Below are 26,875 nucleotides of genomic sequence, written 5' to 3'. Positions count from 1 at the left end.
GCCGGCAGCCCTCGGGCTGTCGGCGCGCTTCGTCGTGTGATGGCCGCTCGGCCATCGGGAAAGGACATCGTGCTGGTTCTTCTGCCGCCGTCGGAGACGAAGCGTCCCGGCGGCACGGGCGCACCGCTGGATCTGGCTGCTCTCGCCTGTGGCGACCTGCTGCCGCAGCGTGAGCGCACCGTCGACGCGCTGGTCGCGCTGTCGGAGGACGCCGATGAAGCGGCTCGGGTGTTGAAGCTCAGCGAACGTCAGCGCGGTGATATCGCCGTCAACGCGGCGCTGCGCGATGCGCCGACGCTCGCGGCAGTGGATCGGTACACCGGTGTGCTGTTCGATGCGCTGGCCGCGAGCGACCTCGATCGCTCGGCGCGACGCTGGCTCGGGGAGCACGTCATGATTCACTCCGCCCCATTCGGGCCCGTGGGCGCACTCGATCGGATTCCGGCATATCGCCTCGCGGCGGGAACATCGATTCCGTCACTCGGTGCCCTCAAGCGCCTGTGGGCCCCAGCGGTATCGGCTGCCATCTCCGCGCATGCTCCGGCATTCGTTCTGGATCTCCGATCGGAGGCCTATGCGTCGCTCGGCCCGATACCGAACGATGTCGCGAGCGCGTACGTGCGCGTGGTGACTGCGGGGGAGGACGGCACCGCGCGCGCCCTCAACCACTTCAACAAGCATGCGAAGGGCGAGCTGGTTCGTCGGCTTGCCCAGGAGCGCCCGCGGATCCGCTCCCGTGCTGGTCTGCTTCGCTGGGCGCACGGCGCCGGTGTGGTGCTGCGAGAACGCGGCGTGGAGCTGGACCTGGTCGTCTGAGCACCGGGCAATGCAGAAGGGCCGGAGCGATGCTCCGGCCCTTCTGCATTGCGTATTACTTGATGAAGCGGAAGTTCACGGGGTAGCGGTAGCTGCCGCCGCTGTTGATCTTGACAGCCGCCAGGATGCAGAACACCACGTTCGCAACCCACAGGAGCCATGGCAGCTTGCCGACGATGTCGGCGACGCCCCACGCCCCCGTGGCGATGAAGATGCCGGTGAGGATCGCGGCGACGATCGTCACAGCGACCTGTCCGATGAGGAGCGTGATCTGCCAGTTGACAGCTTCCTTGCCCTCCACGTTGGTGCGCGGGCCGCGGTCCTTGCCGATCAGCCAGATGATGAGCGGCGGGATGATGTAGAAGATGCCACTGAGGTGCGCCCACATGGCCATGGTCTGGTCCTGCGCCGGCGCGTACGGCGGGTTTCCGCCGCCCGAGTACGGGGGCTGACCGTAACCCGGCTGCGGGGCACCGTACTGCGGAGGCTGCGGGGTGCCGTACTGGGGTGCCTGCGGTGCGCCGTACTGGGGTGCGCCGTACTGCGGTGCCTGTGGTGCCTGTGGCGCGCCGTACTGCGGAGGCTGCGGTGCGCCGTACTGCGGTGCGCCGTACTGCGGTGCCTGCGGTGCCTGCTGGCCATAGGGCGGAGGCTGCGGGACGCTGTCCTGAGGAGCCTGGGGTGCTCCGTACTGCGGCGCCGCCGGTGCCTCGTACTGCGGCGGCTGGGGCTGTCCAGCGTTCGGATCGTAGGCGCCGGGCTGCGCCGAGTCCGGGGCCGGCCGTTGAGGAGCGCCCTGGGGCTCCTGGGGCTGCTCCGGCTGTGAGCCGTTCGGATCGCTCATGAGGGCCTTCCTTCTGTTTCGTTCCGCGCAGAAAATCAGGCGGCATGCGGAATGCGAGGTCCGCAAGCAATAACGGTAGTCTGCACACCGCGGGGAGGCAACGAGGGACGTCGCAATTACCGCCCTCTCGGCCTCGGACGGCGGGTGCCCGGAGCGATCCTCGGCCCGGCCGTGGCGCTCGCCGGATCATGTCGCCGGCGTCTACTAGGATGAATGAAAGCCTCAGCGTGAGGCATCAGAATCTGAGGGAGGCCCGGCGTGACGGAGCGCGGCACGACCGAATCCCTCGTCGTTGCGTTGCCCAGCGGTGATGACGTCACGCTCACCTGGTACGGCGCCACCGACACGGGTCGTCGGCGCGAGGTCAACCAGGACGCCTTCCTCACCAGCTACCCGCTGTTCGTCGTCGCCGACGGCATGGGTGGTCATATCGGCGGTGAGATCGCCAGTGCGAGCACGGTGGATCGGTTGCGCGCGATGGTCGAGAAGGGCAAGGTCTCGGCCAAGGCCATCGAACGTTCGCTGACTCGCGCGGTCGCGGACATCGTGTCCCACCCGGAGACCACCGATGAAGGAACGGGCACCACGCTCACCGGTGTGTATCTCGACACCGACGCCACCCGGGAATCGTGGGTCACACTCAACATCGGCGACTCCCGCGTCTATCTTCTCCGTGACGACCAGCTAGACCAGCTCACCACGGATCACTCCGTCGTTCAGGAACTCATCGCCGCGGGGCGACTCAGCCCGGAAGAAGCGGAGAATCACCCGTACGGGAATGTCATCACTCGCGCGGTCGGCCCCAGCGACAAGGTCATTCCCGACTACGTACGCGTCGAGATCTGTGACGGCGACCGTTTCGTCGTGTGTTCGGACGGGCTCACCAAGGAGCTCACCGACTACGGCATCCAGCACTTTCTCAACGCCAACCCCGACCCGCGGGACGCGGTCGAGGCGATGATGCAGGCCGCGCTGGAGAACGGCGGTCGCGACAACGTCACGATCATCGTGCTGGACGTCGCCCGGGCTGCCGCTTCGCGCTGACGCGACCTCCAGCGCCCCGGTGGGCCTGATGCAGTAGTCGGTGTCGCGGTCTTGGGCATGATGCTCCTCCCCAGGAGCCGCCCGGCCGCATGTTGTTCTGCTTGTCCACGTTCTGTCGGCATCGCCTGCGCCGATCCGGCATCGTCGGAGGATGAGCTTCCTCCTCACCGCACGAACGTCCTCCGCGGACGAGCCGCTCACACTCCCACCCGCCCCGACGGCGCAGCCGCCCACGTCGCTTCCGCTGGTGGCGGCTGTTGTGCCCGTGATCGGCGCCGTCGGGATGTGGATGATGACCGGCTCGGCGCTCATGCTGTGGTTCGCGGCACTCGGTCCGCTGATGCTCGTGGCGGGACTCGCGGATCGTGCGCGGGGACGCCGCCGAGAAGGACGACGAGAGCGCGTGTCCTTCTTGGCCGCGATGGAATCAGCGGCGGACACCGTGGCGCAGCGTCAAGGACGGGCGCGCCGCGATCGGTGGGCGGTTCATCCGAGCGTAGCCGATCTGGTGGCGGCGCCCGCGGAGGTCTGGCGCAGCCACCCGCAACGCGAGGGAACAGTGACTCTGGGCAGCGGGATGGTTCAGGTGGAGACCAGCATCGGTCGCGGGGACGAGCGCCCCGAGGTGCAGGAGCTGCGTGCGCGCGCTCAGACGCTTGCGGATTCGCCGGTCGTCGTTGCGCTGGATGGCGACATCTGTGTGCGCGGCAATCCGATCGTCGCGGCCGCGGTGGCGCGGGCCATCGTGCTGCACGTCTGTCTGCTGCATCCTCCCGGACGATGGCAGGTGCTCGCTCGAGGAGAGCCCTGGCAAGAGGATCTTCCGCACACTCTGGGCGCGCCGGGCGCGCGAACTCTGGCCCTCGTCGGGCCGACGGATCCGCGCCCGCCCGCCGATGTGACGGTCAGCTGGACTGACCGTCGAGGCAGCGTTCCCGCCGGCGCGCCCACGGTCATCGAGTTGGACGACGCTCTGACTGCGGTTGTCGGTCGCGGTGCGGTGACCGCCGCGCTGCGCTGCGAAGCCGTGTCCACAGCGCAGGCCGTCAACACCGCGCTGATCCTCGGTGCGCGAGCGCAGAGCGAATCATCGTCAGATGACCCGTTCGTCCCCTTCGCCCAGCTTGGCGAAGCTGAGGGGGTGCTCGCGGTATCGATCGGGCGAGCGGGCGGACAGGACGCGGTTCTCGACATCGTGACGGATGGCCCTCATGCCGTGGTCGTGGGGACCACGGGAGCAGGCAAGAGCGAGTTCCTCATCACCTGGGTCGCCGCACTGTGTCGCTCCTACCCACCGGACGCCGTGCAGCTGATGCTCGCCGACTTCAAGGGCGGCACCGCGTTCGAGCCTCTTGCGGCCCTTCCGCACGTCGTCGGAGTGCTCACAGATCTGGACGGCGAACTCGCGGAACGCGCCGTCCGCTCGCTCGCGGCGGAGATCCGACGCCGGGAGGCGGTGATCGCCTCCGCCGGAGCACGCGATATCGGTGACAGTCGTGTCACCCTGCCGCGCCTGATCATTGTCGTGGACGAGTTTCCGGCGCTCATCACCCAGCATCCGGAGGTGGAACCGGTCTTCACCGATATCGCCGCGCGCGGACGAGCGCTCGGCATGCATCTGGTGATCGGCGCGCAGCGTGTGGCCGGGGTCGTGCGCGACGCCACACTGGCGAACTGCCCGTTGCGGATCGCCCTGCGCGTATCCAGCGAACAGGACAGCCGCGCGGTGATCGGGGACGACGATGCCGCTCGCCTCTCCGGCGGGCCCGACGGGCGCGGGATGGCGTACGTCCGCCGCAGCGGTGATGCCGTGCCGATCCGCACGCGCATCGCGCTCACCTCGACCGCGGATCTCGCGCGCGTGGCGGGCATTCATCACGACATTCCCTCGCTGGCGCGACCCTGGCTTCCTCCGCTGCCGGATCGGATCGGCCTGAGCGAGGTGAATCGACACATCAGTGAGACGGAAGGCGATCAGGATGGGGCGGACCCGCATCTGGTCATCGCGGTGGCAGATGATCCTGACCACCAGCGACGCCGGGTTGTGCGCCTCGCTATCGGTGAGCGAGGACTCGTGCTGCTGGGGAGGGCCAAGTCTGGCAAGACGACGTTCGTCGACATGCTGGACGCTCGGGTGAGCCAGACGCTGCGCGTCGCGTCCGATCCGGAGGCCGCCTGGGATGCGCTGGTGCGCTGGGAGGCAGAGAGCCCCGCGCTCGTGCTGATCGACGACCTGGACGTCCTCCTGACTCTCTGGCCCGAACCGTGGGCCGGGGAGGCGGCGGCCCGCATCGAGAGTCTCGTTCGTCGTTCCGGGATGGCCGGCACCACGGTGATCGTCACGGCGCAGCGTGCATCAGGCCCCTCCGCACGCATCATCGACCTCATCCCGCGAAGAGCCGTGCTGGCGCAGGCGAACCGCGCAGACCACCTCCTCGCCGGGGGAGAGTCGTCGGCCTTCCGTGCCGATCGTCCTCCCGGTCGTGCCACCCTCGATGGGCTGGAGGTGCAGCTGCTCTGTCCCGACGAGGCGAGGGACGGGGCGGGCACGGAGGAATCCGCGATGCCGCCACTGCGATCGTCGCGAGCCGAGGCCGCGGGGCGCGAGACGGGCGTGCCACGCTGGCGGCCCGCAGGACCGGGTGCGCTCACGGGGGTGGTGCTGCGGGGATCAGCGCAGCGGCATCGCCACCTCGAGCGGATCTGGGCGGCGTCGTTGCTTTCGGTCTCGGACGTTCCCGCCACGGAGCTCGATCCACCGCGGGATGTGGTGCTCGTGGGCGATCCGGAGCAGTGGCAGCGCGCCTGGCGTCTCCTGGAGGCAGTGCGACGCGAGGGGGAGCTGGTGATCTCGGCGGAGTGCTCCAGCGATGTTCGCACGCTGACGGGGGATCGTTCGCTGCCGCCCTTCGCGTTGCCGGGGCGAGCATGGCTGTGCCGCATGGGCGCGGCGCTCACCCGGGTGACCTGGGAGTGAGGATGGACCGAGTGGGTGGGCAGAGTGTCGGGCCGTTGCAACCGTTGAGATCAGAGGCGCACCGTGGAGCGGATCCGGCCGACAGGATATCCGTCGGCACGTGTATCCAAGCGGGCGTGACCGTTCAAATCAGAGGTGGACCGTGGAACGGATGTGGCCGACCGGGCGCCCGCCGCCACGCACGTCAAGACCGAGCAGGGTGTCCGCTTCCGCGACCTGTGTTGCTGTGAGGGCACCCGCTTGACCGAGGAGGTGGACGGCAACCGTGTGGCCGGCGCGCGTGGAGCCGTCCAGTGTCTTCACCACGACCGTGGTGCCGTCCGGAGCCACCATCGTCTGCACGCCCTCGGCGCCGAACTTGGAGTACACGCCGAGCTTCTCGACGAGAGAGCTGTCGGGACGACCCGGACCCTCGATGGTCCACGGGTTCTCTCGGACCGCCCGCATCAGCTCACCAGCGAGTCGATACAGCGCGAAGGGCGAACGCTCAGAGGCTGTGCCGACGCGCTGGATCGCGCGGGCAAGGCCGGCGAGCGTCATCGCGTACACCGGCGCCCCGCACCCGTCGATGGTGGTGATCTGCATTTTCTCGCCGACGAGACGCTCGATCACGTCGCGCGCGTGCGCCTGGAGCGGATGGGAGGGATCGGTATAGCCCGCCGTCTCCCAGCCCGAAGCCCGGCACGCGAGCAGCATCGTTGCATGCTTGCCCGAGCACGCCATGCGCAGTGGCGAGACTTCTTCGCCGCGGCGGATCATGTTGTCGCGCGTGGCGCTGTCGGCCGGCCAGGATGCCGGGCACTCGAGATCCGAGGGGCGCAGTCCGCCGCCGAGCAGCATCTCGGTGACGACTTCCACGTGCAGGTCGGTGCCGACGTGGCTGGCGGTCGAGATCGCGAGCTGTTCGCCCGCAAGCTGAGCGCCCGCGGTGAGAGATGCCAGGGCCTGCAGCGGCTTCATCGTGGAGCGAGGCAGGATGAGCGCATCGGTGCGTCCGAAGGAGCCCCGAACCTCACCATTGGGGGCGAGGACGATGGCCGCCCCGGCGTGCCGGGATTCCACGAAGCCGTTGCGATCCACCACGGCCAACTCGACCGCATCCTGCACACCGAAAGTTTCTATCACCGTCACCGTCCTAGCCTAGCTGCGCTCCAGCGCACGGCCCGGGCGCTCGCCGCCGCCAGCATGAGAGACTGCCAGCATGAGCCAGCACGAGTATCGCCAGAACGCCGAGTGGACAGGGAACACGGGGGCAGGAACCACCGGCTACCGCGACTACGAGCGCTCGGTGACGGTGCGTGTGGATGGAAAAGCCGACCTGCTCGCCTCCGCGGACAAGCCCTTCCGTGGCGATCCGCAGCGCTGGAACCCCGAGGACCTGCTGCTCTCGTCCCTGGTCTCCTGCCACCTGCTGAGCTACCTGCACGCGTGCGTGCTGGCCGACGTGGTCGTCACGGCATACACCGACGACGCCTCGGGAACGATGATCACCGAGGGCAACGGCGGTCGCTTCATCGAGGTCGTGCTCCGCCCCCGCGTCACCGTCCGCGACGCCGACATGGTCGACCGAGCGATCGCCGCTCACCACGACGCGCACGAGTGGTGCTTCATCGCGAACTCCGTCAACTTCCCCGTTCGGGTGGAGCCGGAGATCGTCGTCGCGTAGCACAGGGTGCGGCTCGGACGCAGAGCGCGGTGGCGGTGCTCAAAGGGTGTTCACGGCGCTCGTCGACGACCACACGTTTGATATGTGGGGTGCCGTGAGACTTGCGCGGATGCCGTGACGTGCAGAGGCCGGCCCCGCGTGTCGAGGAGAACGGAGTGCGACCGGAGACGGGTCGTGTGACCCGCGCTGGTGCACGATGACCACCAGCGCTCGTCGAGGACCACCGCCTGATGCGTGCGACCGGAGACGAGCGGTGCGACCCGCCCCCCGACGGTCGTGTGCGGCTATCAGCGGCGCTCGTGGGGGAGAACCTGCTTGATCCGCTCGATCGGGTTCTGCGCGGGAGCCTCGTTGTACGTGCCGGCCAGCTCTTGGCCGGAAAGGGCGTGGATCGCGGCCATGATCTCGTCGGTGGCGAGGCGGCGTGCGCGACCGGAGTCCGCAGAGCCGTGCCTCGTCACATCGATCGGCTCACCGAAGCGCACGGTGATGCGCTCCGAGCGGGACGGAAGCTTCGCCCCCTTCGGCAGAGCCTTGTCCGTGCCGATCAAGCCCACGGGCACCACGGGTGCTCCGGTCTGCAGCGCGAGGAACGCCACACCCGTGCGCCCCTTGTAGAGGCGGCCGTCGAGTGAACGCGTGCCCTCGGGATACAGCGCGACGGCACGACCCTGATCCAGGACCTGACGCTGCTGGTCCAGGGCGTCAAGCGCGGCCTGGCCGGCTCCTCGTCGGACGGGGATCGCGCCGATGGAGGTGAAGAACGTTCGCGATGCCCATCCGCTGAAGCCGGTGCCGTCGAAATAGCTCGACTTCGCCATGAAGTGCACGGGACGGGGGGCGGCCACCGGAATGGCGAACGAGTCGATGAAGGAGAGGTGGTTGCTCGCCAGGATCACGCCGCCGGTGCGTGGAATGTTCTCGCGCCCCTCGATGCGCGGCCGATAGATCAGTCGTGCAATCGAGCCGATCGCCAGTCGACCCAGGGAGTAGGCACCGCGGTTCATAGTGCCGGCGGAGTCCGTGCGGGTGTCGACTTCGGGTGCGTCGGCATTCTCGGACTCGGGAGAGGTCATTGGGAGATTTTACCGCGCGACTCATTCCTTACCCGGCATGCCCGCGCCGCCCGCGCGCGTCCTGAACCTGGTGTTCCCAGCAGATCCGTATGGGGAATGCGGGAGAATGAATGATCCGTCCGAACAAGAGAGGTGCCTTCGTGCGCTCACGCCGCCTGTTCCCCCTGATCGCTCTCGGCCTCGCGGCCCTCGCGCTGACGTCCTGTTCGGGAACGTCCTCGCCCAGCGCAAGCTCCTCGGCCTCGGCCTCCTCGTCGGCCTCCGCGGGAACCGTCGCCGCCACCGACGTGTGCGAGCAGCCCGCAGCCGAAGGCGACATCTCGAAGTCCGTCACGGTCTCGGGTGACGACCTCACCGCCGCACCCACGATCGCGATCGGCGACGCCGCGGTCCCCACCGCGATCGAGCGCACCGTCGCTCTCGCCGGCACCGGTGACAAGCTCGCGGATGGCGACTATGTGAGCTACGCCGTCACGATGTTCGACGCCACGGGCACGCAGACCTCGGACCAGGGTCACACGGGCGCGGCGCTCACCGAACAGCTCACCGCCACCACCGGCATCGGTCAGATCTTCGGCTGCACGACGGTCGGCAGCCGCATCGTGATCGCCGCACCTCAGCAGGACGGCTCGGCCGGCTACTGGGTGTTCGATGTTCTTGACGCCACCCCTGGCGCACAGTGGTGCACCGTGTCGGACAAGCCCGGAAAGCTGCCCGAGGTCGCCTTCGACACCGCAGGCAAGCCCAACATCACCATCCCCGCCGGCACCACAGCACCCAGCGAGGTGGAGCTGAGCGTGCTCACCGAGGGTGACGGCGACGTCGTCGGCGAAGGCGACAGCGTGACCGTCGACTACACCGGCGTGAAGTGGTCGGACGGCACCGTCTTCGACAGCAGCTGGGACCGTGGCGAGCCCGCGACGTTCTCCACCACGGGCGTGGTGACAGGCTTCAAGCGTGCGCTCGAGGGGCAGAAGGTCGGCTCCACGGTGCTCGTGGCCATGCCGCCGAAGTGCGGTTACGCCGGCACCGGCAACGAGCTCGCCGACGAGACGCTCGTCTTCGTCGTGAAGATCGAGTCGTCCGCGCCCGCCGCAGGCTGATCCAGCTCCCAGAGCAACGCGTCGTCCCTTCGGGGGCGGCGCGTTGCCCTTTGTCGTGAGATCGCGTCATGCTCGCCCGACCCGCACCTCCGGCAGTGGGTCGTCCTCTGCGGGCGGGGCGTTTCAGGTGGCACCCGCGAGCGGCATCGTTAGGCTGAGGACATGCGTCGCATCCTCATCCTCGGCTCCACCGGTTCGATCGGAACGCAGGCACTGGATGTGATCCGCGCCAATCCGGGACGGTTCGAAGTGGTGGGCCTCGCAGCAGGGACCAACCACGAGGCCGTCGCCGCGCAGGCGGCTGAGTTCCAGGTCGAGTACACCGCGATGGGTGCTGTCGAGGCCGAGCAGCTTGTGCGCGATGTCGATGCGGACGTCGTGCTCAACGGCATCACCGGCTCGGTGGGACTGGGCCCCACGATCGCCGCGCTGGAGACGGGACGGACCCTCGCCCTGGCCAACAAGGAGTCCCTGATCGTCGGTGGCGAGCTGGTGACATCGATCGCCGAGCCCGGCCAGATCGTCCCGGTCGACTCCGAACACTCCGCGCTGGCGCAGGCCCTGCGCTCCGGCACCTCCGCCGAGGTGCGCCGTCTCGTCGTTACGGCATCCGGTGGCCCGTTCCGGGGCCGAGACCGTGCGTCGCTGACAGAGGTGACCCCGGCGCAGGCGCTGGCGCACCCGACGTGGGACATGGGACGGGTCGTGACGACGAACTCCGCGACACTCGTCAACAAGGGTCTTGAGGTGATCGAAGCCCATCTGCTTTTCGGAGTGCCGTACGATCGCATCGATGTGGTCGTGCATCCGCAGTCCATCGTCCATTCCATGGTGGAGTTCATCGACGGTTCGACGATCGCTCAGGCGTCGCCGCCGGACATGCGCCTGCCGATCTCGCTCGGGCTCGACTGGCCTCACCGGATCGGCGGTGTGGGGCTGCCGTTGAATTGGACCACCGCGACAAGCTGGACCTTTGAACCGCTCGATGACGACGCCTTCCCGGCGGTCCGGCTCGCCAAGCGCGTCGGCCGCGCCGGCGGTACGTTTCCGGCCGTGTTCAACGCGGCCAATGAACAGGCGGTGGACGCGTTCCATGAGGGTCGGCTGCCGTTCCTCGGCATCGTCGAGCTGATCGAGCGAGTCGTCGATGCGCATGAGGCGCCGACCGCGCTCACCCGGGAATCGCTCGCTGAGGCCGAGGCATGGGCACGTCGCGCCGCCGACGCCCTCATCGAGAAGTCATAGACGCTCGCCGAGAAGTCGTGGCCGCTGGCCGAGAAGTCGTAGCCGCTGGCCGAGAAGTCGTAGACGCCTTCATAGGGCGAAACGAAGCGCGCCGTGAACGCGGGTCAGTCGCTGTAAGGGACAGACCAGCGCGGCTCGGGGACAGGCCAGCCGGCGTCGCGCAGCGCGCGGCGCGCGAGCTCACGCGCCGAATACGGGGTCCGAACACCGCGGATGTCGCGATAGTCCTGGTGACCGGGACCCGCCCAGAGGATCGCATCGCCGTCGCCGACCAGTTTCACGGCCTCGACGATCGCCGTCTCCGGCGGTGAGTACTCGTGGATCTCGGCATCGGGCTGAGCGAGTCGTGCGCCTTCGATCAGCGTGCGCCGGATGCCGCTGGGCTCCTCGAAGCGCGGGTGGTGGTCGGTGATCACCAGAATGTCGCTGCCGAGAACGCCAGCGCGACCCATGTCGTGCCGCTTGGTGGCGTCCCGGTCACCGTCGGCGCCGAACAGCATCAGCACCTTTCCAGGCGTCACGCGCCGAACCGCGGCCAGAGTCTTCTCGAACGCATCGGGGGAGTGCCCGAAGTCGACGTAGACGGCAGGTCCACGCTCTCCCGACACGAGCTCCGTGCGACCCGGGAGATACGCGGTGACGCCACCATCGCGATCGAGCGCGGCGACGATGCGATCCCAGGCGTACCCGCCCTCCAGAAGCATGACGATCGCGAGGCCCGCGTTAGCCGCCATGTGCGGACCGATGACGGGCACGACGGTGGTGAGGGTGCGTCCGTCGCGAGCAGTGAGGCTGAAGCGCGTCCCGGACTGCCGCTCTTCGACGATGTCCACGACCCAGTCGGCGGCGCGCGCAGCGTCAGGATCGGGTGCGATCAACGGCGTGCCGATCGTGACCACGGGGATGCCGGCGCGCTCGACCACGCGTGCTCCGGCGGCGGAATCCAGACTCACCACGCCGCGACGAGACCGATCCGGCAGGAACAGCGGCAGCTTCGCCTCGAAGTACTCCGCCATATCGGCGTAGTCATCGAGGTGGTCGTGGGTGAGGTTCGTGAACCCCGCGACATCGAACATGAGCCCATCGACCCGGTGCCGGCTGAGAGCCTGCGCGCTGACCTCCACGGCGACGGCTTCGACCTGACGCTCACGCATCAGCGCCAGCAGCGCGTGGAACTCGCTGGCCTCGGGCGTCGTGAGGCGAGAGACGATGACCTGACCGGCGATGTGTCGCTCGGCCGTGGACGACAGACCCGTGGTGACGCCGATCTGTCGCAGAATGCCCTCCAGCAGGTGGGAGACGCTGGTCTTGCCGTTGGTGCCCGTGGTGCCGAACAGCAGCGGGAGCTTGTCGTCCGCGCCGGTGGAGTACACCCACGCCGACAGTGCACCGAGCGTGCCACGGGGATCGTCGACCACGACGATCGGAAGACCCGCGTCGGCAGCGATCGCCGCACCGCCTTCGTCGGTGATGATCGCGACGGCGCCCTTCTCCGCCGCGGTGGGCGCGAACTCCGCACCGTGCCGATTGACGCCGCGGATCGCCACGAAAGCCTCGCCGGCGCGCAGGTCGGCGGTGGCGAGGGTGATGCCGGTCACAACCACGTCGCCGATTTCCCCGCGGGTGCCGACGCCGAAGCGATCGGCGAGTTCACGCAGGGAACGGTGTAGCGGGTTCTCTGGGCGGAGGACCGGCGGAAGGTTCGGAGTGGGAATGTCGCTGCTCATGGCTCATCCATCATTCCACGCGGGCGCGTTTCGCGATGCGGCGCGCCCGACGTGACCGCATCCGCGTCGCACGCTCCCGCAGCGCCGAGAGCCGCGGTAGCCGGATGCAGGAGACGGTTTCATGAGCCAACTCAAAGGCGCTGGCGGTAGCCTCCACATGTGAGCGTCGTCTTCTTCATCATCGGCATGGCTGTGATCCTCGTGGGCCTGGCCGTGTCGATCGCGCTGCACGAGATCGGCCACCTCGCCCCCGCGAAGCTCTTCAAGGTGCGCGTGGGGCAGTACATGATCGGATTCGGCCCGACGATCTGGTCGCGTCGCTTCGGGGAGACCGAGTACGGCTTCAAGCTGCTGCCCCTCGGCGGCTACATCTCGATGGCCGGTATGTACCCGCCATCGCCGAAGGGGAGCAGGGCGGGACGGGCCGGGGCCGGGTTCTTCGCCACGATGGTGCAGGACGCCCGCGCGGCAAACGACGAGACGCTGGACGGTTCCGAGGAGCGCACCTTCTACGCCCTTCCCACGTGGAAGCGCATCGTCGTGATGCTCGGCGGTCCGGTGATGAACCTGATCCTCGCGATCGTGCTGTTCACGATCGTCTTCAGCGGATTCGGTGTGCAGACCGCCACCACAACCCTCGCCAGCGTCAGCCAGTGCGTGCAGCAGTCGGATGTTGCGGGCGACACCTGCGCGGCGACCGATCCGATCGCTCCCGCCGCGCAGGCGGGACTCCAGCCGGGCGACACGATCCTCTCGATCGGCGGCACCGCCGTGCACGAGTTCTCGGACGTGTCCGCGATCATCGCAGCGTCCGCGGGCAAGGAGCTCGATGTCGAGATCCGTCGCGATGGCGTGGAGCAGACGGTTCAGCTCACGCCGCTGCTCACGGAGCGGCCCGTGATTGGATCGAACGGCAACGCGGAGACGAACAGCGACGGCACGACGAAGACGCAGCCCGCCGGTTTCATCGGTGTGACCGCGCAGACCGCGATGGTGCCGCAGCCGCTGTGGGCGGGACCGCAGCAGGCGTTCAACAACGTCGGAGCGGTCGCCGGCGTGATGGTTCAGCTTCCGCAGAAGCTCTATGGCACGGCCGTTTCCCTCTTCACGGGCGCCGAGCGTGATCCCGACGGACCGATCTCACCGGTGGGAGTGGGCGTCATCGCGGGAGAGGTCGCCGCCTCTGACGCGCCGATCGCCAGCCGCGTGGCGGGCATGCTGAGCCTTGTCGCATCCCTGAACGTCGCACTGTTCGTCTTCAACCTCATCCCTCTGCTTCCGCTGGACGGCGGCCACGTCGCCGTGGCGCTGTGGGACGGCCTCAAGCGCACGTGGGCGAAACTGCTCGGCCGGCCGGCACCGAAACCCGTCGACGCTACAAAGCTGGTGCCCGTCACCTTTGTCGTGGTGGTGTTCCTGGTGGCGATGGGTGCGCTGCTGGTGGTCACCGACGTCGTGAACCCGATCAGCATCCTCGGCGGCTGAGGCGCGCGACCCAGATACGCCGCGTCACCGGCAACGTCGTGCCGTGTCCCCACTCTGTGGTCTCACTGTCTGCACCCGGGTCGTCCGCTGGTTGCATCGCCTGAGACCACCTCTGTGGTCTCACTGACTGCGCTTGTGTTGCTTCCTCGCTGCTGTATGTGAGACCAACTCTGTGGTCTCACTGACTGCGCTTGTGTTGCCTCTTGGCTGCGTCGCCTGAGACCAGCCTTGTGGTCTCACTGTCTGCACTCGGGTCGCCCGCTGGTTGCATCGCCTGAGACCACCTCTGTGGTCTCACTGACTGCGCTTGTGTCGCCTCCTGGCTGCGTCGCCTGAGACCAGCCTTGTGGTCTCACTGTTCGCACGTGTGTCGCCTCCTCGCTGTTGTACCTGAGACCAGTTGTGTCCTTGGGCTCACGAACTGTCGGGCGCGGGGGCGGTGGCTGCTGCCATTGAGACCATCGGGCGAGGCAGTCATCCCAGCGGGTCCCAGCCGGCGGCGCGCAGCGCGCGCTCGACCCGCCTCACCGCGTCGGCGCCCCCGTTCGCCAGCTGGTGGTTGAGGACGCGAACCAGCGTGACTCCTGCGGCGCGCAGATCGTCCCAGCGCTCGGCGTCGCGCCGGAACTGGCTGAAGTCCTCCGCATGCTGGCGCCCGTCGAACTCGACGGCAACATTCCAGCGTCGATAGAACAGGTCCACGCGGGCAAGGAACCGATCCTGGGGGTCAAAGACATCGACGTTCAGTTCCGGTTCGGGCAGCCCGCGGCGCTGGAGGACGAGACGGAGAAGCGTCTCTCGCGGCGACTCCGAGCCGACTCTGACGTCGTCGAGGATCACGAGGTGTATGCTCCGACGTTGATGCACCAGCTCTGCCGCGAGTACCTCCACCGTCGTCAGCGCATGTCGGGGCGAGACCAGGTAGTCCGCCGCGGCCACGAGGTCGTCGGCGGGCCAGGTTCCGGTCACCTGCACCCATGCGCGTTCGGGTCGCTCGATCGGGAGCCGGTGAAAGAACGGGCCGCCGTCATCGCGAGGACGATACCGGTGCCCCACGACTCCGGGAACGCGAGGTGGGGATGCCGGATGCCAGACGCCGACATGCAGCGGACGGGCGTGACGCCCGGGCGGCAGCGGCGCTCCCCACAGTGCCAAGGCGGTGTCTGCGCAGAAGAACTGGCCGGGCGAGAGCCGAGGCGCGTACTCCTCAGATGCGGCGTGCACATCTAACGGGTCGAGTTCGGAAGCGGCTGCGTCTGCGGCGCGGCGGACCCCGCGATAGGGCCGGACGAAGCGAGGGCCCCGGAGCACCCCGGGTGTGAGTCCCGCACGAATCCCTTCCGCGAGCGAGAATGCGTGGCGTCCAAATGGCGAGGGCTGGGAGTTCATCCGCCGAGCCTGACGCAGTGGCGCTGCACGGCGAGGCCGTGCGCGCGCATCGGGGGACGGACTTCCTGTCTTCGACTGCTGGGGAGGAGTCGATGCCTGCGACATGGTCTCACTGACGGTGGAGCAGCACCGCCGTCGCGGCTAGGGGGTAAGCCGTCGCCGCGGCGACGGGGCAGGGCCGTTGCCGTGCTTGGTCTCACCATCGGTCGCGTGAGGCTGGATGGCGAGCATGTTCTGAGAGCGAGCCGGTCGTTGGTCTCGGAAGATGTCGGCTAGCGACGACCTGGCTGCGGAAGGTGCGACCAGAGGGACGATCCATGGCGTCCGCCGCAGCGCATGATCCGATCGGTCCGGCCCCGGCGGTGTGCGCAGCATCGTCGGCGGGGCGGGACCTCCTCCGGGGTTGAGCGGTGGCTGGTCTCAGGATCAGCACCGGCACCTGTCGGGCGGTGGTTTCTGAGACCGAGCGGGTGGCTGGTCTCAGAAGCTGGAGGGTCGGGGGCATTCAGCGACAGAAGGTGAGACCAATTGCCTCGTGGACCCGGCTGTCGGGGCCGAACAGCGGTGACTCTCGTCTGGCGGCGTCTTCGACCAGGTACGACCCAGAGCGGGGGATCCATAGCATCCGCCGCAGAACACGCCGCGGATGGAGTCCGGTAGGCGGTGCGTGCAGCACCGCCTACCGGGCGGGATCTCGTCCGGGGGTGAGTCGGTGTCTGGTCTCAGGAGCGGTACCCACGTCGCCCTCGGACGGCGGTTTCTGAGATCAGGTCGGTGGCTGGGCTCAGAAACTGGCGGGTCGGGGGCCTTCGGCGACAGAAGGTGAGACCGGCTCCGGGGCCGACTGACCGCAGCGCCCGACCGTAGTGGCCGATCAGCGTGAGACAGCGTCCGGCGGCGATCTCTCCGCCCGAGGTGGCTCAACCGCCACGGGCGCAGACACCGCGACGGGCGCCGACACCGGCACGGGCGCCGACACCGGCACGGGCGCCGACACCGGCACGGCCCCGACACCGACACGGGCGCGGGCGCCGACACGGGCGCGGGCGCCGACACCGACACGGGTGCCGACACGGGCGCCGACACCGACACCGACACGGGTGCCGGCACCGACACCGGCACCGGCACCGATGCCGCTGGTAGCCGTGTCCGAGTCGGACGAGTGCTGCGTCAGCGGCGGCGGGAACGCACGGCGGGGCTGAAGGCGACGGCGGCCGAGATGAGTCCCACCCCGCCGACCAGCAGAATGATCGACCCGCTCCAGTCCGCACCGCCGCCACCGCTTGCGCCCGTGAGTGACACCCGGCGAGGATCCGCCGTGTCGTAGGTCACGCTCACGGTGCTGCCGATCGCAGGTTCGGTACCGCGGTGATTCTCGGTCGCTTCCTCGTACGCGGCTCCGTCCACGACGTACGTGACCGTGGGGAAGTAGCGCTTGCTCATCCCGGTGCCCGATGCGTAGTCCACCTGGGTCACGGTCGCATCGATCGGCTGCGAGGACCGCGACGCCTCAACGGCATCAGCGCCGAGCTGGACCGCGCCGAACGCGAGTGCCGCGAGTCCGATCACGAGGGAGAACGCCGACCAGGGCCACCCCCAGCCTCGTGATCCGTCCCGAGCCATCAGGCGAGGGCCTGAGAGACGAGCCGTTCGAGCGTGTGCAGACCGTCGCGCGACAGAATCGACTCCAGGTGGCCCTGCACCGAAGCCGTGCGCGGCCCACGCAGCGCGTAGACGTCGCCGCGATCGTCCGCGGACAGCTCCAGATCCGCGACCGTGGTGGTGCCCGGGGACACCCGCGCGGTAAAGGTGTTGTAGAAGCCGACCGATGCGGGCTCGCCGAAGACATCGACGGTCTTCTGCACTCCCTGGTGCGGCGAATCGAGCGGGCCGAGATCGATGCCGACCGAGTCTGCGAGGATCTGATGGCTGAGGCACACCGCCACCAGCGGCTGCTCGCCCGAACGGCGGGCGGCGACCACCTCCCGCATGCGACGGATCCGGGCGCTGGTGTCATCGCGCGGATCGCCGGGACCGGGGCCTGCCACGACCAGATCGGCCGCAGACACCTGTTCGTCGGTGACTTCGTTCCAGGGCACGATCGTGGCGTTCAGGCCGAGGTGGCGGAGCTGATGCGCGAGCATCGTGGTGAAGCGATCCTCGGCGTCCACGACCAGCGCCGACGAGCCGGAGAACGGGCCTGCGAGCGTCTCTTCGCTGCCGTCCTGTGGGTTCATCCAGAACGGTGCGAGGCGGCTGTTTCGGGACGCAAGGAGTTCGGCGATCTCCGGATCGGCAGCGAGAGACACCGGCTCGGGCTGCGGCGCATCGGGGTCCGCGGCGGAGACGACGGGCACATCCCGGGAGATCGCTCCGATCGCGCCCAGAACACCGGCCGCCTTGCCGTGCGTCTCACCCACTTCGCCGGCGGGATCCGAATGGCGCACGAGTGTGGCACCCACCGGGACGCGAAGTCGGCCGTCGACCAGGTAGGCGGTGCGGATCAGGATGGGCGCATCGAGGTCATGGCCGCCCTCGGCGTTGGGGGTGAACAACGCGGCAACGCCGGAGTAGTACCCGCGCGGGGTGCGCTCGTGACGCTGGATCACCGTGCAGGCGTTCTGCATGGGGGAGCCGGTGACCGTCGGAGCGAACATCGTCTCGCGCAGGATCTCGCGCGGATCCATTCGGCTCGACCCCCGCAGCATGTACTCGGTGTGCGTCAGTCGCGACATCTCCTTCAGATGTGGGCCGGTGATGCGCCCACCGTCACTGCAGACGGCCGACATCATCTTCAGCTCCTCATCCACCACCATGAACAGCTCCTCTGTCTCCTTCGTGGAGCGGAGGAACTCGGTGAGGGATTCCTTCGTGGCACCGCCGGCCGGGTGACGGAACGTGCCGGAGATCGGATTCATCGTGACGACGCCGCCCTGCGCGGAGACGTGCGCCTCCGGGCTCGCACCGACGGCGATGTGGCCCTCGGTGATCACCGCGAAGGTCCAGTACGCGCCGCGCTCATGCTCCAGAAGCGCGCGGAACCACGTGAGCGCGGCAACGCGGGGGTCGGCATCGACGCCGGCGACGTAGTCACGGCGGATCACGAAGTTCGCGCCCTCGCCGCGACCGATCTCATCGCGGATCACCGTGCGGACGATCTCGGCATACTCCTCGTCGGAGATGTCGAAGCCGGCATCGGCGAGCGGGATGGGTGTCGTCGGAAGCTCGGCGATGAGCTCGGCGCGAGGAACACGGACGTGCCGGTCGACGATGAGCGTCCGCAGCGGCGCATCGTCCTCGTGAGCTGAGAAGCCGCGCTCGCGCACCTGGCGATAGGGCACCAGCGCGAACACCTCTCGCGGCACTTCGTCCACAGTGAGCGGGATGTCGGCCAGCAGATCGACATCCGACACCTCGCCGGTGAGGATCTCCACATCCGGTGACCCCTGGCGGGCGAGCAGCACGAAGGCACCGGAGGTCGGGATCGTGGACCCCTGCGCGGCGTCCGCGGCCGGATCGGTCTCGGGCGTCAGCGACCCGGTCATGTGTTCTCCTGTTCGGGGCGGAGTCTGATTCGAAGGCTCGAAACACGAAAGACCGCCCAATGGGGGCGGTCTGGATCGTGGCTACGCGAAACACCGCCTCAGGAGGCGGGCCACCAGGACAGGTTCGCGTGCATGCGCCGAACCTATCACAGCGCGCCCGTGGCTCTCGCGCCGGATGACGCCGATGTGACGCGCGGCGCTGTGAGTTCCATCGCGTCGGCGGACGAGGCGCGGCGCGGCCGTCGCCTCACGCCGGTTGGCTCCGGTGTCGCTCGGCGCCGTCGGGCGTATGAGTGAGACACGGCCGTCGTGCAGGCGCCAGGCCGTAGGCTGGGGAGGTGCCCGCTGTGAATCTCGGTATGCCCGCCGCCCGCGAAGTCCTTGCCCCGCGTCGGAAGAGTCGACAGATCCGTGTCGGCAAGGTTCTGGTCGGTGGTGACGCACCTGTCTCGGTGCAGTCGATGACCACGACCAAAACCACCGACATCAATGCCACCCTGCAGCAGATCGCCGAGCTCACCGCCTCGGGGTGCGAGATCGTGCGTGTGGCGGTGCCGAGCCAGGACGATGCCGACGCGCTTCCCGCCATCGCGCACAAGAGCCAGATCCCGGTGATCGCCGACATCCACTTCCAGCCGCGCTACATTTACGCGGCCATCGACGCCGGTTGTGCCGCGGTTCGTGTCAACCCGGGCAACATCCGCGAGTTCGATGGCAACGTCGGCGAGATCGCCGCCGCCGCGAAGGCTGCCGGTGTGTCGCTGCGCATCGGCGTCAACGCCGGATCCCTCGACAAGCGGCTGCTGCAGAAGTACGGCAAGCCCACCGCGGAGGCTCTCGTCGAGAGTGCGGTGTGGGAGGCCAGCCTGTTCGAAGAGCACGACTTCCACGACTTCAAGATCTCCGTCAAGCACAACGACCCGATCGTGATGGTGAAGGCTTACCGCCAGCTCGCCGAGCGGGGCGACTGGCCGCTGCACCTCGGTGTTACCGAGGCGGGTCCCGCCTTCCAAGGCACCATCAAATCCGCGACCGCATTCGGCATCCTGCTGTCGGAGGGCATCGGCGACACCATCCGCGTCTCGCTCTCCGCACCTCCCGCCGAAGAGGTCAAGGTGGGTCACCAGATCCTGCAGTCCCTGAACCTGCGCGAGCGCAAGCTGGAGATCGTCTCGTGCCCCTCGTGCGGACGCGCGCAGGTGGACGTGTACACCCTGGCCGACAACGTGACCGAGGGACTCAAGGACATGACCGTGCCGCTGCGCGTGGCGGTCATGGGCTGTGTCGTGAACGGCCCGGGTGAGGCTCGCGAGGCTGACCTCGGAGTCGCCAGCGGCAACGGCAAGGGCCAGATCTTCGTGAAGGGCCAGGTCGTCAAGACCGTTCCCGAGGCGGACATCGTGGCCACGCTGATCGAAGAGGCTAACCGAATCGCCGCAGAGATGGGCCCCGACGCGCCCCTCGGCACCGCGCAGGTCGTCACCAGCTGATCCGCGCCGGCGGGCGAGCGTGATGCACGAGCGTTTCGTCGCGCTTCGCCTGCGCGGCAACCGGGTGAGCCTGGGTTGCGCAGCAAAAGGGGCTGCGCTTCGCCTGCGCGGCAACCGGGTGAGCCTGGCTTGGTCGGCAACCAGGGCTGCGCTTCACTGGCGCAGCGGCGGGACGCCTTGCCTCCGCAGCAGAGAGACGCTAGCGTGAACGGGTCGCGATCGACGTGACCCGGCTGGCCGGCATGAGGGAGAGGAGTGATGACCGATGAACACGACCACGGTGTCATCCGTACCCTCTCACCTTCCTGAGGCCGCAATCTGACGTTCCGCATCGACTGAGCGGCGGCCTCCCTTCTGGAGACCTCTCTCATGTCATTCGAGTCCTTCCTCGACTCTTCTTCTATTTCTTCGTCCCGTCCATTCGTCTTCGACGACGATGTCCTCGCCGGCCATGCCTTCGACCAGCGCGAGCCGGGGCCCGACCAGCGGTGGAGCACCTGGCCTGCCGCCTCACCCACTGAGCGCGGCCCGCTTCCACATCCGTCGTGGCTCGAGACGAGCGCGGCTGCTTTCGATACTGAGCTCGGGATCGTCAAGACCGGCAAGGAAGCGGACGTCTTCCTCATCGAGCGGGCGATTCCTGACCAGGCGGGCTGTCTCCTGGCCGCGAAACGCTATCGCGGCGTCGAAACCAGCGACTTCCACCGCTCCGGTCAGTACGAGGAGGGCCGACGACTGCGCCGTTCGCGCGATGTGCGAGCGGTGGAGAAGAAGTCCGCGTACGGCCGCTCCGTCTCCGCAGGACACTGGGCGGGCTCCGAGTTCGCGGCACTGTGCGCTGCCTACGAGGCCGGCATCCCGGTGCCCTATCCCGTTCAGGTCTCGGGCACGGAGGTGCTGCTCGAGTTCATCGGACAGGGGCGTCAAGCGGCCCCGCGACTGGCTCAGACGCGGTTGCGCGGGCCAGAACTGGCCGATCCGTTCGACCAGGTGCGCGCGCTGCTGATCGCCTTCGCCCGCGCCGGATTGGCGCACGGTGACCTCTCCGCGTACAACCTGCTGCTGCACCAGGGGCGCGTGGTGGTCATCGACCTTCCGCAGATCGTGGATCTGGCGGCCAATCCTGCGGGTGCGGATTTCCTGCATCGCGACGTGCTCAACGTGTGCACGTGGTTCCAGCGCCGCGGTCTGGAGGTGGACGCCGAGGAGGTCTTCGCGGACGTCATCGCTCAGCTGTGGTGACGTGTTGACGGTGGGTGCGCGGCTGCTCCTGGCACGCGCTGCGACGAGCGCGTCGGCGGGTGATCGGGACGTCCCGAGGGAGTCCTGCTCTGCGGGCCAGGCGTGCCACCCGGCGTGGCCGAATCGTTGCGGCTGGCCGTATGGCCCTTCCCTATGATCGAAGAATGCGCTCTCCGCTCGCTCGATTCCTCACCGCTGTGGCGGCGACACTGGTTCTCGCCGGGTGCACGGCGGCCGAGCCGGGCCAGGCGGCTTCGAGTACCCCGGCCGCGTCGACACCGTCGGTGTCGGCTGAGCCGACCGACGAGACGACGCCGGTAGACGATGCCGCCGAACCCGCGGAAGCGGAGATGGCCTTCGCCGGGGACTGTGCGCAGGTGCTGACGGATGCCGACCTCGGCGCGATCGCAGCCGCGGCCTGGACGCTGACGGACGCGGGCGGCCCGGACCCCGCGTCCGCGCTCGCGGGAGCACTCAGCTGCCGCTGGGACGGCGCAGGAGCCGGGGTAGTCTCGGTGGACATCCTCCCGTTGTCACTGGTATCCGACGAGGCTCTCGCGACGCCGGACATCGTCGCCTGCCCGGACACCGAGGGCCCCGACCTGTGCATGGCAGAGCTCGCGGTGGGCGACTCCTGGCTCATCGCCGGAGCAGGCACCGAGGATGCGCTCTCCGCCGTCGTGGGCCGTGTCGGCGCGCGCCTCATCGGGCAGCGCCCCGTGGCCGCCCCGCTGCCGGCAGGCTCCTGGGCGCTGCCGGACTGCTCCGTGATCGTGGACGCCGTCCGTGCGAGCGGAATGTCGGATGCGGAAGCGGGCGTGCAGAACGACTCCCAGCCGTACGGCCCACTGTGGGACACGCTCGCGGGGGATGGACGCGCCGGCTGGTGCGGCGCTCATCAACCGGAACAGGGTGGTATCTCCATTGCGCTGTATCCGGGCGGCGCCGATCAGGGGTCCGAGCCGAGCGGTGAGGAGTTCGACGTGGACGGTGCCGATCAAGGCTGGATCACTCGCGATGACGCCGGGCTGAGCACCGGAGTGCTGGACGCGGGCGTCAACCGGCTGACATTCGCCACCTCCGGCTTCCTGGCCTCGCAGGACGACCTTCTCGCCAAGATCCTGTCTGTGCTGACGGAGCGCACGGATCTCTGAGCATCCGCGCGCGCTCGTCCCACCTGGCCGTGGGCGTGAGAGAGTTGCCGACGTGAATGAGACGCTCGTGACCTTCCCCTCCGGTGCGATCGAGGGCGATGCCGTCGTGACGGCCGTCCGCCCGCATCCCGAGGGGGCCGTGATCGTGCTGGACACCACGCCGTTCCACCCGGTTGATCACACGTGGCCCGACCAGCCGGGCGACACCGGAACGATCGTCGTCGCAGGCGCAGAACTGCGTGTTCGCGACACGGTGATGGCCGCGACCGAGAATGGCGTGGACGTGCTGATCGGCACCGACATCCCGGTCAAGCGGGGCACCGACGGCTGGACCTGGTTGGTTGCGCATCTCGTCGAGGGGCAGAGCTCGGTCTCCGAGGGCGTCGCCGTTCGAGCCCTCGTCGACGGTGATCGTCGCGCCGATCTGAGTCGCGGTCATACGGCCTGCCACCTCGCTTCCCTCGCTTTGGACGCGGCGCTCGCGGACCTCTGGCGCAAGGAGGTGCGTCCCGACCCGCTCGGCAACCCTGACTTCGAGGGCCGCGCCAACGAGACCAGCTTCATCCACCACAATGGCAGCGTCGATCGCTATCGCCTGGGTAAGAGCCTGCGCAAGGCGGGTTTCGACACAGAGGCGTTCGCAGCCTCCCTCACCGAGCGTGAAGAGCGGGCGAACGCTCTGCTGTCCACCTGGGTGGCTGCTGGGTCGGCCAGCCGCATCGAGACGGCCGGACCGGGAATCACCGACATGCGAACCTGGCACTGCACGCTGCCGGAGGGGGAGGCCTCCTTCCCGTGCGGCGGCACGCACGTCGCATCCTTGGCCGACGTTCGCCGCATCACGGTGGCGTTCACGATGCCGGATGAACAGACTCTCGTGATGACCACGAGCGCGGTTCCGGTCTGATCCCGACCGGCGTCATCGGTGCCTGACCGGCGCGCGCTGTCGTTCAGGCCCTGTTCGCCGGGGCATGGGAGGGTGGAGGCATGACCGAAGCCACCCTGACCCCCGGACCCGATGAGACCCTGCGCGCCGAGATGGATCGGATGCTGCACGACGCCGGCATCACGGCGAACCGCGAGCTCATCCGCCGCATCATCGGCACGGCGATCGAGCTGGGGCGCGACGGCACCGAGCGTCTGGATCTGAAGATCACGGCGTCGGCGGTGGTGGAGATGCGCCGTGCGTTCCGCATCTTCGCGCCATACGCGGGCGTTCCGAAGGTGACCATCTTCGGTTCCGCACGCACGCGGTCGGACGACCCGCTGTACGAGCAGGCGCACGATATCGCCGAGCGTCTGGCCGAGAGTGGTTGGATGGTGGTGACGGGGGCGGGCCCCGGCATCATGCAGGCTGCGGCAGAGGGCGCTGGCCCGGATCGCGCGATCGGCGTCTCGATTCGTCTGCCCTTCGAGGAGCGGCCGAACGCAATCTTCGCCGACCGCGACAACGTGGTGGCGATGAAGTACTTCTTCACCCGCAAGCTCATGTTGATGAAGGAATCCAGCGGCTTCGTGTGCGTGCCCGGTGGGTTCGGAACCATGGACGAGATGTTCGAGCTGCTCACCCTCCAGCAGACAGGCAAGGCGGAGCCGATGCCGATCGTGCTGCTGGACGAACCGGGCGGCGAGTTCTGGTCGGGTCTGCGCCGCTTCGTCGAGGAGCAGATGATCCCCGCCGGAGTGGTGTCCGGCGATGACCTGGAGCGCGTCCTCATCACCGACTCCGTCGAAGCTGCCGAAGCGGAGATCACCGGATTCTGGCGCAACTACGACTCCCTGCGATGGATCGATGAACTGCTGGTGCTACGTGTGCGCGCTGTGCCGACTCCGGAGGAACTGGAGTCGCTCAACGAGCGCTTCGGCCACCTGCTCGTCTCCGGTCGCATCGAGGCGGTGTCGGCGCTTCCCGTCGAGATCGCCGATCAGGACGTGCCGGACCTGCCGCGGGTGACGATGATCCTGAACCCCTTCAAGGTGGGGCACCTGTTCCACGTGATCCGTGCGATCAACGAGCTCGGCTCCGCTCCCGATCGCGTGCCGGCCGGGACGAAGAATCCGTCCGAGTAGGCCTCACATCACATGCGCCTCCGTGAGCGAGTATCCTAGAGAGGATGCCCGCTCGCGGGTGAAGAGCTGAATATAGGGAGGCCCACCGTGGAGATCGATCTCGGACTGCTGCGCAACATCGAGCGAGAGAAGGAGATCCCCTTCGACGAACTCATTCGCATCATCGAGCAGGCGGTGCTCACGGCCTACGCCAAGCACACCTCGCCGGAGGGTTCGCTGCCCGTCGGTGCCCGCGCGTCGCTCGATCGCAAGACCGGCCACGTCGCCGTCTACATCCCCGTGCTCGATGACGAGGACGCCGTCATCGGCGAAGAGGAGCACATGCCCGCGGACTTCGGGCGCATCGCGGCCTTCGCGGCCAAGCAGGTCATCAGCCAGCGTCTGCGCGACATCGCCGATGACGCGGTGCTGGGGGAGTTCCGCGGCAAGGAGGGCGACATCGTCGCCGGTGTCATCCAGCAGGGCCCCAACCCCAAGATGATCCACGTGGACCTCGGCTCGGTGGAGGCCATCCTCCCGCCCGAGGAGCAGGTTCCGGGCGAGGAGTACACGCACGGCACGCGCATCCGCGTGTACGTCACGACGGTGGCCAAGGGCAACAAGGGTCCGCAGATCACCGTCTCACGCACCCACCCGGGCCTGGTTCGCAAGCTCTTCGCGCTCGAGGTGCCTGAGATCGCGAACGGCCTGGTGACCATCGAGTCGCTGGCTCGTGAGGCGGGACACCGCACCAAGATCGCCGTGATCGCGAACGACCCGCAGGTGAATGCCAAGGGGGCGTGCATCGGTGAGATGGGTCGTCGCGTGCGCGCGGTCACCGAGGAGCTGTCGGGGGAGAAGATCGACATCGTCGACTACAGCCCCGATCTGCCCACATTCGTCGCGAACGCGCTCTCTCCGGCGAAGGTGACCTCCAGCTTCGTGCTGGATGCCACCACCAAGGCCGTCCGGGCACTGGTGCCCGACTACCAGCTGTCGCTCGCGATCGGCAAGGAGGGCCAGAACGCCCGTCTCGCCGCAAAGCTCACGGGTGCGAAGATCGACATCCAGCCGGACTCGATCCTCGACGACAAGTGATCCGACGCGGCGGCGGACCCGTCGGCGAAACGCCGAAGCAGTCCGCCGCCGCGTGATCTCACGCTGGTGCGGGATTCCGCTCCAGCACCGCCATGCCGCGCCAGGACAGCCGTGTTGGTCGACGGCGATGAGAGCGAGCATGCACCCGGGAGGTGTAAGATGGAACCCGTACGGACGTGCGTCGGATGTCGCAGCCGTGCATCTCGCTCCGCTCTTCTGCGGGTAGTGGCCTCCGAAACCTCTCTCGTCATCGACGAGCAAGCTTCGATGCCCGGGCGAGGTGCGTGGGTGCACGACGATGCGCAGTGTCTGGAGAAGGCATTGCAACGGCGAGCATTCGTACGGGCACTCCGTGTGTCGGGGCCACTTGACACGCAGACCATCGAGAAACGGCTGAATGGCTATGGAAACAAAGTGAACGGCTCGAAATGAGACCCGTCCGCTGATACGGTCTGCCCTGCCTGGGTGGACCCAGACAGGAGAAATGTGGCTGCCAAACCACGCGTACACGAGATCGCATCTGAACTCGGTGTCGACAGCAAGGTCGCCCTTGCGAAACTGAAGGAACTCGGCGAGTTCGTCAAGAGCCCGTCGTCCACCATCGAGCCTCCGGTCGCGCGCAAGCTGCGTGCTGCCCTGGAGGCTGAGCGCGCTGCCGGCGGTGCATCCGCTGCCGCGCCCGCCCAGGCTGCTTCGGCAAAGCCTGCCTCCGCCCCCGGTCCCAAGCCGGGCCCGAAGCCGGGTCCCAAGCCGAGCGCTCCGGCTGCCGAGAAGGCACCCGAGGCCGCTCCGGTTGCGCCTGCAGCCCCGGCCGCTGAGAAGCCGGCTGGCGACAAGCCCGCCGCCGACAAGCCCGCTGCCGACAAGTCCGCTGCTGAGAAGCCCGCTGGCGACAAGCCCGCCAGCGGTGCCGGCAAGCCCGGTG

Annotated in this window: 22 protein-coding genes; 15 read left to right on the top strand and 7 right to left on the bottom strand. The window is 68.3% G+C overall.

The window, feature by feature from the left end; genetic code table 11:
* The first annotated feature begins 69 nt into the window (after positions 1-69).
* Entirely contained in the window at positions 70-816 is a 747-nt protein-coding gene (locus tag ACI3KU_RS12440; RefSeq protein WP_404922656.1) for a YaaA family protein, read from the top strand.
* A gap of 55 nt (positions 817-871) precedes the next feature.
* On the opposite strand, the gene ACI3KU_RS12435 is transcribed toward ACI3KU_RS12440, so the two are convergent.
* On the bottom strand, positions 872-1,660 hold the full coding sequence (locus ACI3KU_RS12435) for a DUF4870 domain-containing protein (RefSeq protein ID WP_404922614.1): 789 nt from the start codon (positions 1,658-1,660) through the stop codon (positions 872-874).
* 258 nt (positions 1,661-1,918) lie between these two features.
* On the opposite strand from ACI3KU_RS12435, the gene ACI3KU_RS12430 reads away from it, so the two are divergent.
* Together ACI3KU_RS12430 and ACI3KU_RS12425 are read left to right on the top strand one after the other, a co-directional pair.
* Positions 1,919-2,704, top strand: coding sequence for a PP2C family protein-serine/threonine phosphatase (locus ACI3KU_RS12430; protein ID WP_404922613.1), 786 nt, complete (start codon positions 1,919-1,921; stop codon positions 2,702-2,704).
* A 151-nt stretch (positions 2,705-2,855) separates the two neighbouring features.
* Positions 2,856-5,681, top strand: coding sequence for an FtsK/SpoIIIE domain-containing protein (locus ACI3KU_RS12425; protein WP_404922611.1), 2,826 nt, complete (start codon positions 2,856-2,858; stop codon positions 5,679-5,681).
* Positions 5,682-5,810: 129 nt separating this feature from the next.
* Here the strand turns inward: ACI3KU_RS12425 and ACI3KU_RS12420 are convergent, their stop codons facing one another.
* Positions 5,811-6,806 carry an asparaginase gene (locus ACI3KU_RS12420; RefSeq protein WP_404922655.1) on the bottom strand — a complete coding sequence of 332 codons (996 nt, stop codon included), beginning with the start codon at positions 6,804-6,806 and terminating at the stop codon, positions 5,811-5,813.
* A 76-nt stretch (positions 6,807-6,882) separates the two neighbouring features.
* Between ACI3KU_RS12420 and ACI3KU_RS12415 the strand changes: the two genes are divergently transcribed.
* On the top strand, positions 6,883-7,347 hold the full coding sequence (locus ACI3KU_RS12415) for an OsmC family protein (RefSeq protein WP_404922610.1): 465 nt from the start codon (positions 6,883-6,885) through the stop codon (positions 7,345-7,347).
* Between the two features lie 287 nt (positions 7,348-7,634).
* On the opposite strand, the gene ACI3KU_RS12410 is transcribed toward ACI3KU_RS12415, so the two are convergent.
* Positions 7,635-8,354 (bottom strand): lysophospholipid acyltransferase family protein, encoded by a 720-nt coding sequence (locus ACI3KU_RS12410; protein ID WP_404922654.1) that lies wholly within the window; start codon positions 8,352-8,354, stop codon positions 7,635-7,637.
* 179 nt (positions 8,355-8,533) lie between these two features.
* On the opposite strand from ACI3KU_RS12410, the gene ACI3KU_RS12405 reads away from it, so the two are divergent.
* On the top strand, positions 8,534-9,526 hold the full coding sequence (locus ACI3KU_RS12405; protein ID WP_404922609.1) for an FKBP-type peptidyl-prolyl cis-trans isomerase: 993 nt from the start codon (positions 8,534-8,536) through the stop codon (positions 9,524-9,526).
* A 162-nt stretch (positions 9,527-9,688) separates the two neighbouring features.
* Positions 9,689-10,771 carry a 1-deoxy-D-xylulose-5-phosphate reductoisomerase gene (dxr, locus tag ACI3KU_RS12400; RefSeq protein WP_404922608.1) on the top strand — a complete coding sequence of 361 codons (1,083 nt, stop codon included), beginning with the start codon at positions 9,689-9,691 and terminating at the stop codon, positions 10,769-10,771.
* Positions 10,772-10,875: 104 nt separating this feature from the next.
* Here the strand turns inward: dxr and ACI3KU_RS12395 are convergent, their stop codons facing one another.
* A complete protein-coding gene (locus tag ACI3KU_RS12395; RefSeq protein WP_404922607.1) occupies positions 10,876-12,498 on the bottom strand; it encodes a Mur ligase family protein in 1,623 nt (540 codons plus the stop codon).
* A gap of 159 nt (positions 12,499-12,657) precedes the next feature.
* On the opposite strand from ACI3KU_RS12395, the gene ACI3KU_RS12390 reads away from it, so the two are divergent.
* Positions 12,658-13,983, top strand: coding sequence for a M50 family metallopeptidase (locus tag ACI3KU_RS12390; RefSeq protein WP_404922606.1), 1,326 nt, complete (start codon positions 12,658-12,660; stop codon positions 13,981-13,983).
* 474 nt (positions 13,984-14,457) lie between these two features.
* Here the strand turns inward: ACI3KU_RS12390 and ACI3KU_RS12385 are convergent, their stop codons facing one another.
* The 3 genes from ACI3KU_RS12385 to ACI3KU_RS12375 all read right to left on the bottom strand — a co-directional run bounded on the left by ACI3KU_RS12385 (position 14,458) and on the right by ACI3KU_RS12375 (position 18,917).
* Positions 14,458-15,372: an endonuclease domain-containing protein gene (locus tag ACI3KU_RS12385; protein ID WP_404922605.1), complete on the bottom strand. Its 915-nt coding sequence runs from the start codon at positions 15,370-15,372 to the stop codon at positions 14,458-14,460.
* Positions 15,373-16,542: 1,170 nt separating this feature from the next.
* The gene (locus ACI3KU_RS12380; RefSeq protein WP_404922604.1) at positions 16,543-16,995 is read right to left on the bottom strand and encodes a DUF3592 domain-containing protein; all 453 of its coding nucleotides are present in this window, start codon (positions 16,993-16,995) and stop codon (positions 16,543-16,545) included.
* Positions 16,995-18,917 (bottom strand): anthranilate synthase family protein, encoded by a 1,923-nt coding sequence (locus tag ACI3KU_RS12375; protein WP_404922603.1) that lies wholly within the window; start codon positions 18,915-18,917, stop codon positions 16,995-16,997. Before ACI3KU_RS12375 ends, ACI3KU_RS12380 begins: the two co-directional genes overlap by 1 nt.
* Positions 18,918-19,276: 359 nt before the next feature.
* On the opposite strand from ACI3KU_RS12375, the gene ispG reads away from it, so the two are divergent.
* The 8 genes from ispG to ACI3KU_RS12335 all read left to right on the top strand — a co-directional run.
* On the top strand, positions 19,277-20,407 hold the full coding sequence (ispG, locus tag ACI3KU_RS12370) for a flavodoxin-dependent (E)-4-hydroxy-3-methylbut-2-enyl-diphosphate synthase (protein ID WP_404922653.1): 1,131 nt from the start codon (positions 19,277-19,279) through the stop codon (positions 20,405-20,407).
* Between the two features lie 369 nt (positions 20,408-20,776).
* Positions 20,777-21,649 carry a serine protein kinase RIO gene (locus ACI3KU_RS12365; RefSeq protein WP_404922602.1) on the top strand — a complete coding sequence of 291 codons (873 nt, stop codon included), beginning with the start codon at positions 20,777-20,779 and terminating at the stop codon, positions 21,647-21,649.
* A 164-nt stretch (positions 21,650-21,813) separates the two neighbouring features.
* Positions 21,814-22,803: a hypothetical protein gene (locus ACI3KU_RS12360; protein WP_404922601.1), complete on the top strand. Its 990-nt coding sequence runs from the start codon at positions 21,814-21,816 to the stop codon at positions 22,801-22,803.
* A gap of 52 nt (positions 22,804-22,855) precedes the next feature.
* Positions 22,856-23,710 (top strand): hypothetical protein, encoded by an 855-nt coding sequence (locus ACI3KU_RS12355; protein WP_404922600.1) that lies wholly within the window; start codon positions 22,856-22,858, stop codon positions 23,708-23,710.
* Positions 23,711-23,790: 80 nt separating this feature from the next.
* Positions 23,791-24,873, top strand: coding sequence for a TIGR00730 family Rossman fold protein (locus ACI3KU_RS12350; RefSeq protein WP_404922599.1), 1,083 nt, complete (start codon positions 23,791-23,793; stop codon positions 24,871-24,873).
* 87 nt (positions 24,874-24,960) lie between these two features.
* Positions 24,961-25,950, top strand: a complete 990-nt coding sequence (gene nusA, locus ACI3KU_RS12345; protein WP_404922598.1) for a transcription termination factor NusA — start codon at positions 24,961-24,963, stop codon at positions 25,948-25,950.
* Between the two features lie 159 nt (positions 25,951-26,109).
* A complete protein-coding gene (locus ACI3KU_RS12340) occupies positions 26,110-26,382 on the top strand; it encodes a YlxR family protein (protein ID WP_404922597.1) in 273 nt (90 codons plus the stop codon).
* Between the two features lie 54 nt (positions 26,383-26,436).
* The coding region (locus ACI3KU_RS12335; RefSeq protein ID WP_404922596.1) for a translation initiation factor IF-2 N-terminal domain-containing protein at positions 26,437-26,875 on the top strand (439 nt) is incomplete at its 3' end.

Origin of the sequence: Microbacterium sp. ZW T5_56, assembly GCF_044987425.1 — a bacterium.
In the GTDB taxonomy this organism is placed as follows: domain Bacteria; phylum Actinomycetota; class Actinomycetes; order Actinomycetales; family Microbacteriaceae; genus Microbacterium.
The sequence above is the reverse complement of the archived record's forward strand: the minus strand, read 5'-3'. Positions and strand labels throughout refer to the sequence as shown.

Bases quoted from the DNA above. Each gene is read 5' to 3' on its own strand.
- ACI3KU_RS12435 (WP_404922614.1), bottom strand. From the start codon at position 1,660: ATGAGCGATCCGAACGGCTCACAGCCGGAGCAGCCCCAGGAGCCCCAG.
- ACI3KU_RS12425 (WP_404922611.1), top strand. From the start codon at position 2,856: ATGAGCTTCCTCCTCACCGCACGAACGTCCTCCGCGGACGAGCCGCTC.
- ACI3KU_RS12415 (WP_404922610.1), top strand. From the start codon at position 6,883: ATGAGCCAGCACGAGTATCGCCAGAACGCCGAGTGGACAGGGAACACG.
- ACI3KU_RS12410 (WP_404922654.1), bottom strand. From the start codon at position 8,354: ATGAACCGCGGTGCCTACTCCCTGGGTCGACTGGCGATCGGCTCGATT.
- ACI3KU_RS12405 (WP_404922609.1), top strand. From the start codon at position 8,534: ATGATCCGTCCGAACAAGAGAGGTGCCTTCGTGCGCTCACGCCGCCTG.
- dxr (WP_404922608.1), top strand. From the start codon at position 9,689: ATGCGTCGCATCCTCATCCTCGGCTCCACCGGTTCGATCGGAACGCAG.
- ACI3KU_RS12395 (WP_404922607.1), bottom strand. From the start codon at position 12,498: ATGAGCAGCGACATTCCCACTCCGAACCTTCCGCCGGTCCTCCGCCCA.
- ACI3KU_RS12385 (WP_404922605.1), bottom strand. From the start codon at position 15,372: ATGAACTCCCAGCCCTCGCCATTTGGACGCCACGCATTCTCGCTCGCG.
- ACI3KU_RS12380 (WP_404922604.1), bottom strand. From the start codon at position 16,995: ATGGCTCGGGACGGATCACGAGGCTGGGGGTGGCCCTGGTCGGCGTTC.
- ACI3KU_RS12375 (WP_404922603.1), bottom strand. From the start codon at position 18,917: ATGACCGGGTCGCTGACGCCCGAGACCGATCCGGCCGCGGACGCCGCG.
- ispG (WP_404922653.1), top strand. From the start codon at position 19,277: ATGCCCGCCGCCCGCGAAGTCCTTGCCCCGCGTCGGAAGAGTCGACAG.
- ACI3KU_RS12365 (WP_404922602.1), top strand. From the start codon at position 20,777: ATGTCATTCGAGTCCTTCCTCGACTCTTCTTCTATTTCTTCGTCCCGT.
- ACI3KU_RS12360 (WP_404922601.1), top strand. From the start codon at position 21,814: ATGCGCTCTCCGCTCGCTCGATTCCTCACCGCTGTGGCGGCGACACTG.
- ACI3KU_RS12350 (WP_404922599.1), top strand. From the start codon at position 23,791: ATGACCGAAGCCACCCTGACCCCCGGACCCGATGAGACCCTGCGCGCC.
- ACI3KU_RS12340 (WP_404922597.1), top strand. From the start codon at position 26,110: ATGGAACCCGTACGGACGTGCGTCGGATGTCGCAGCCGTGCATCTCGC.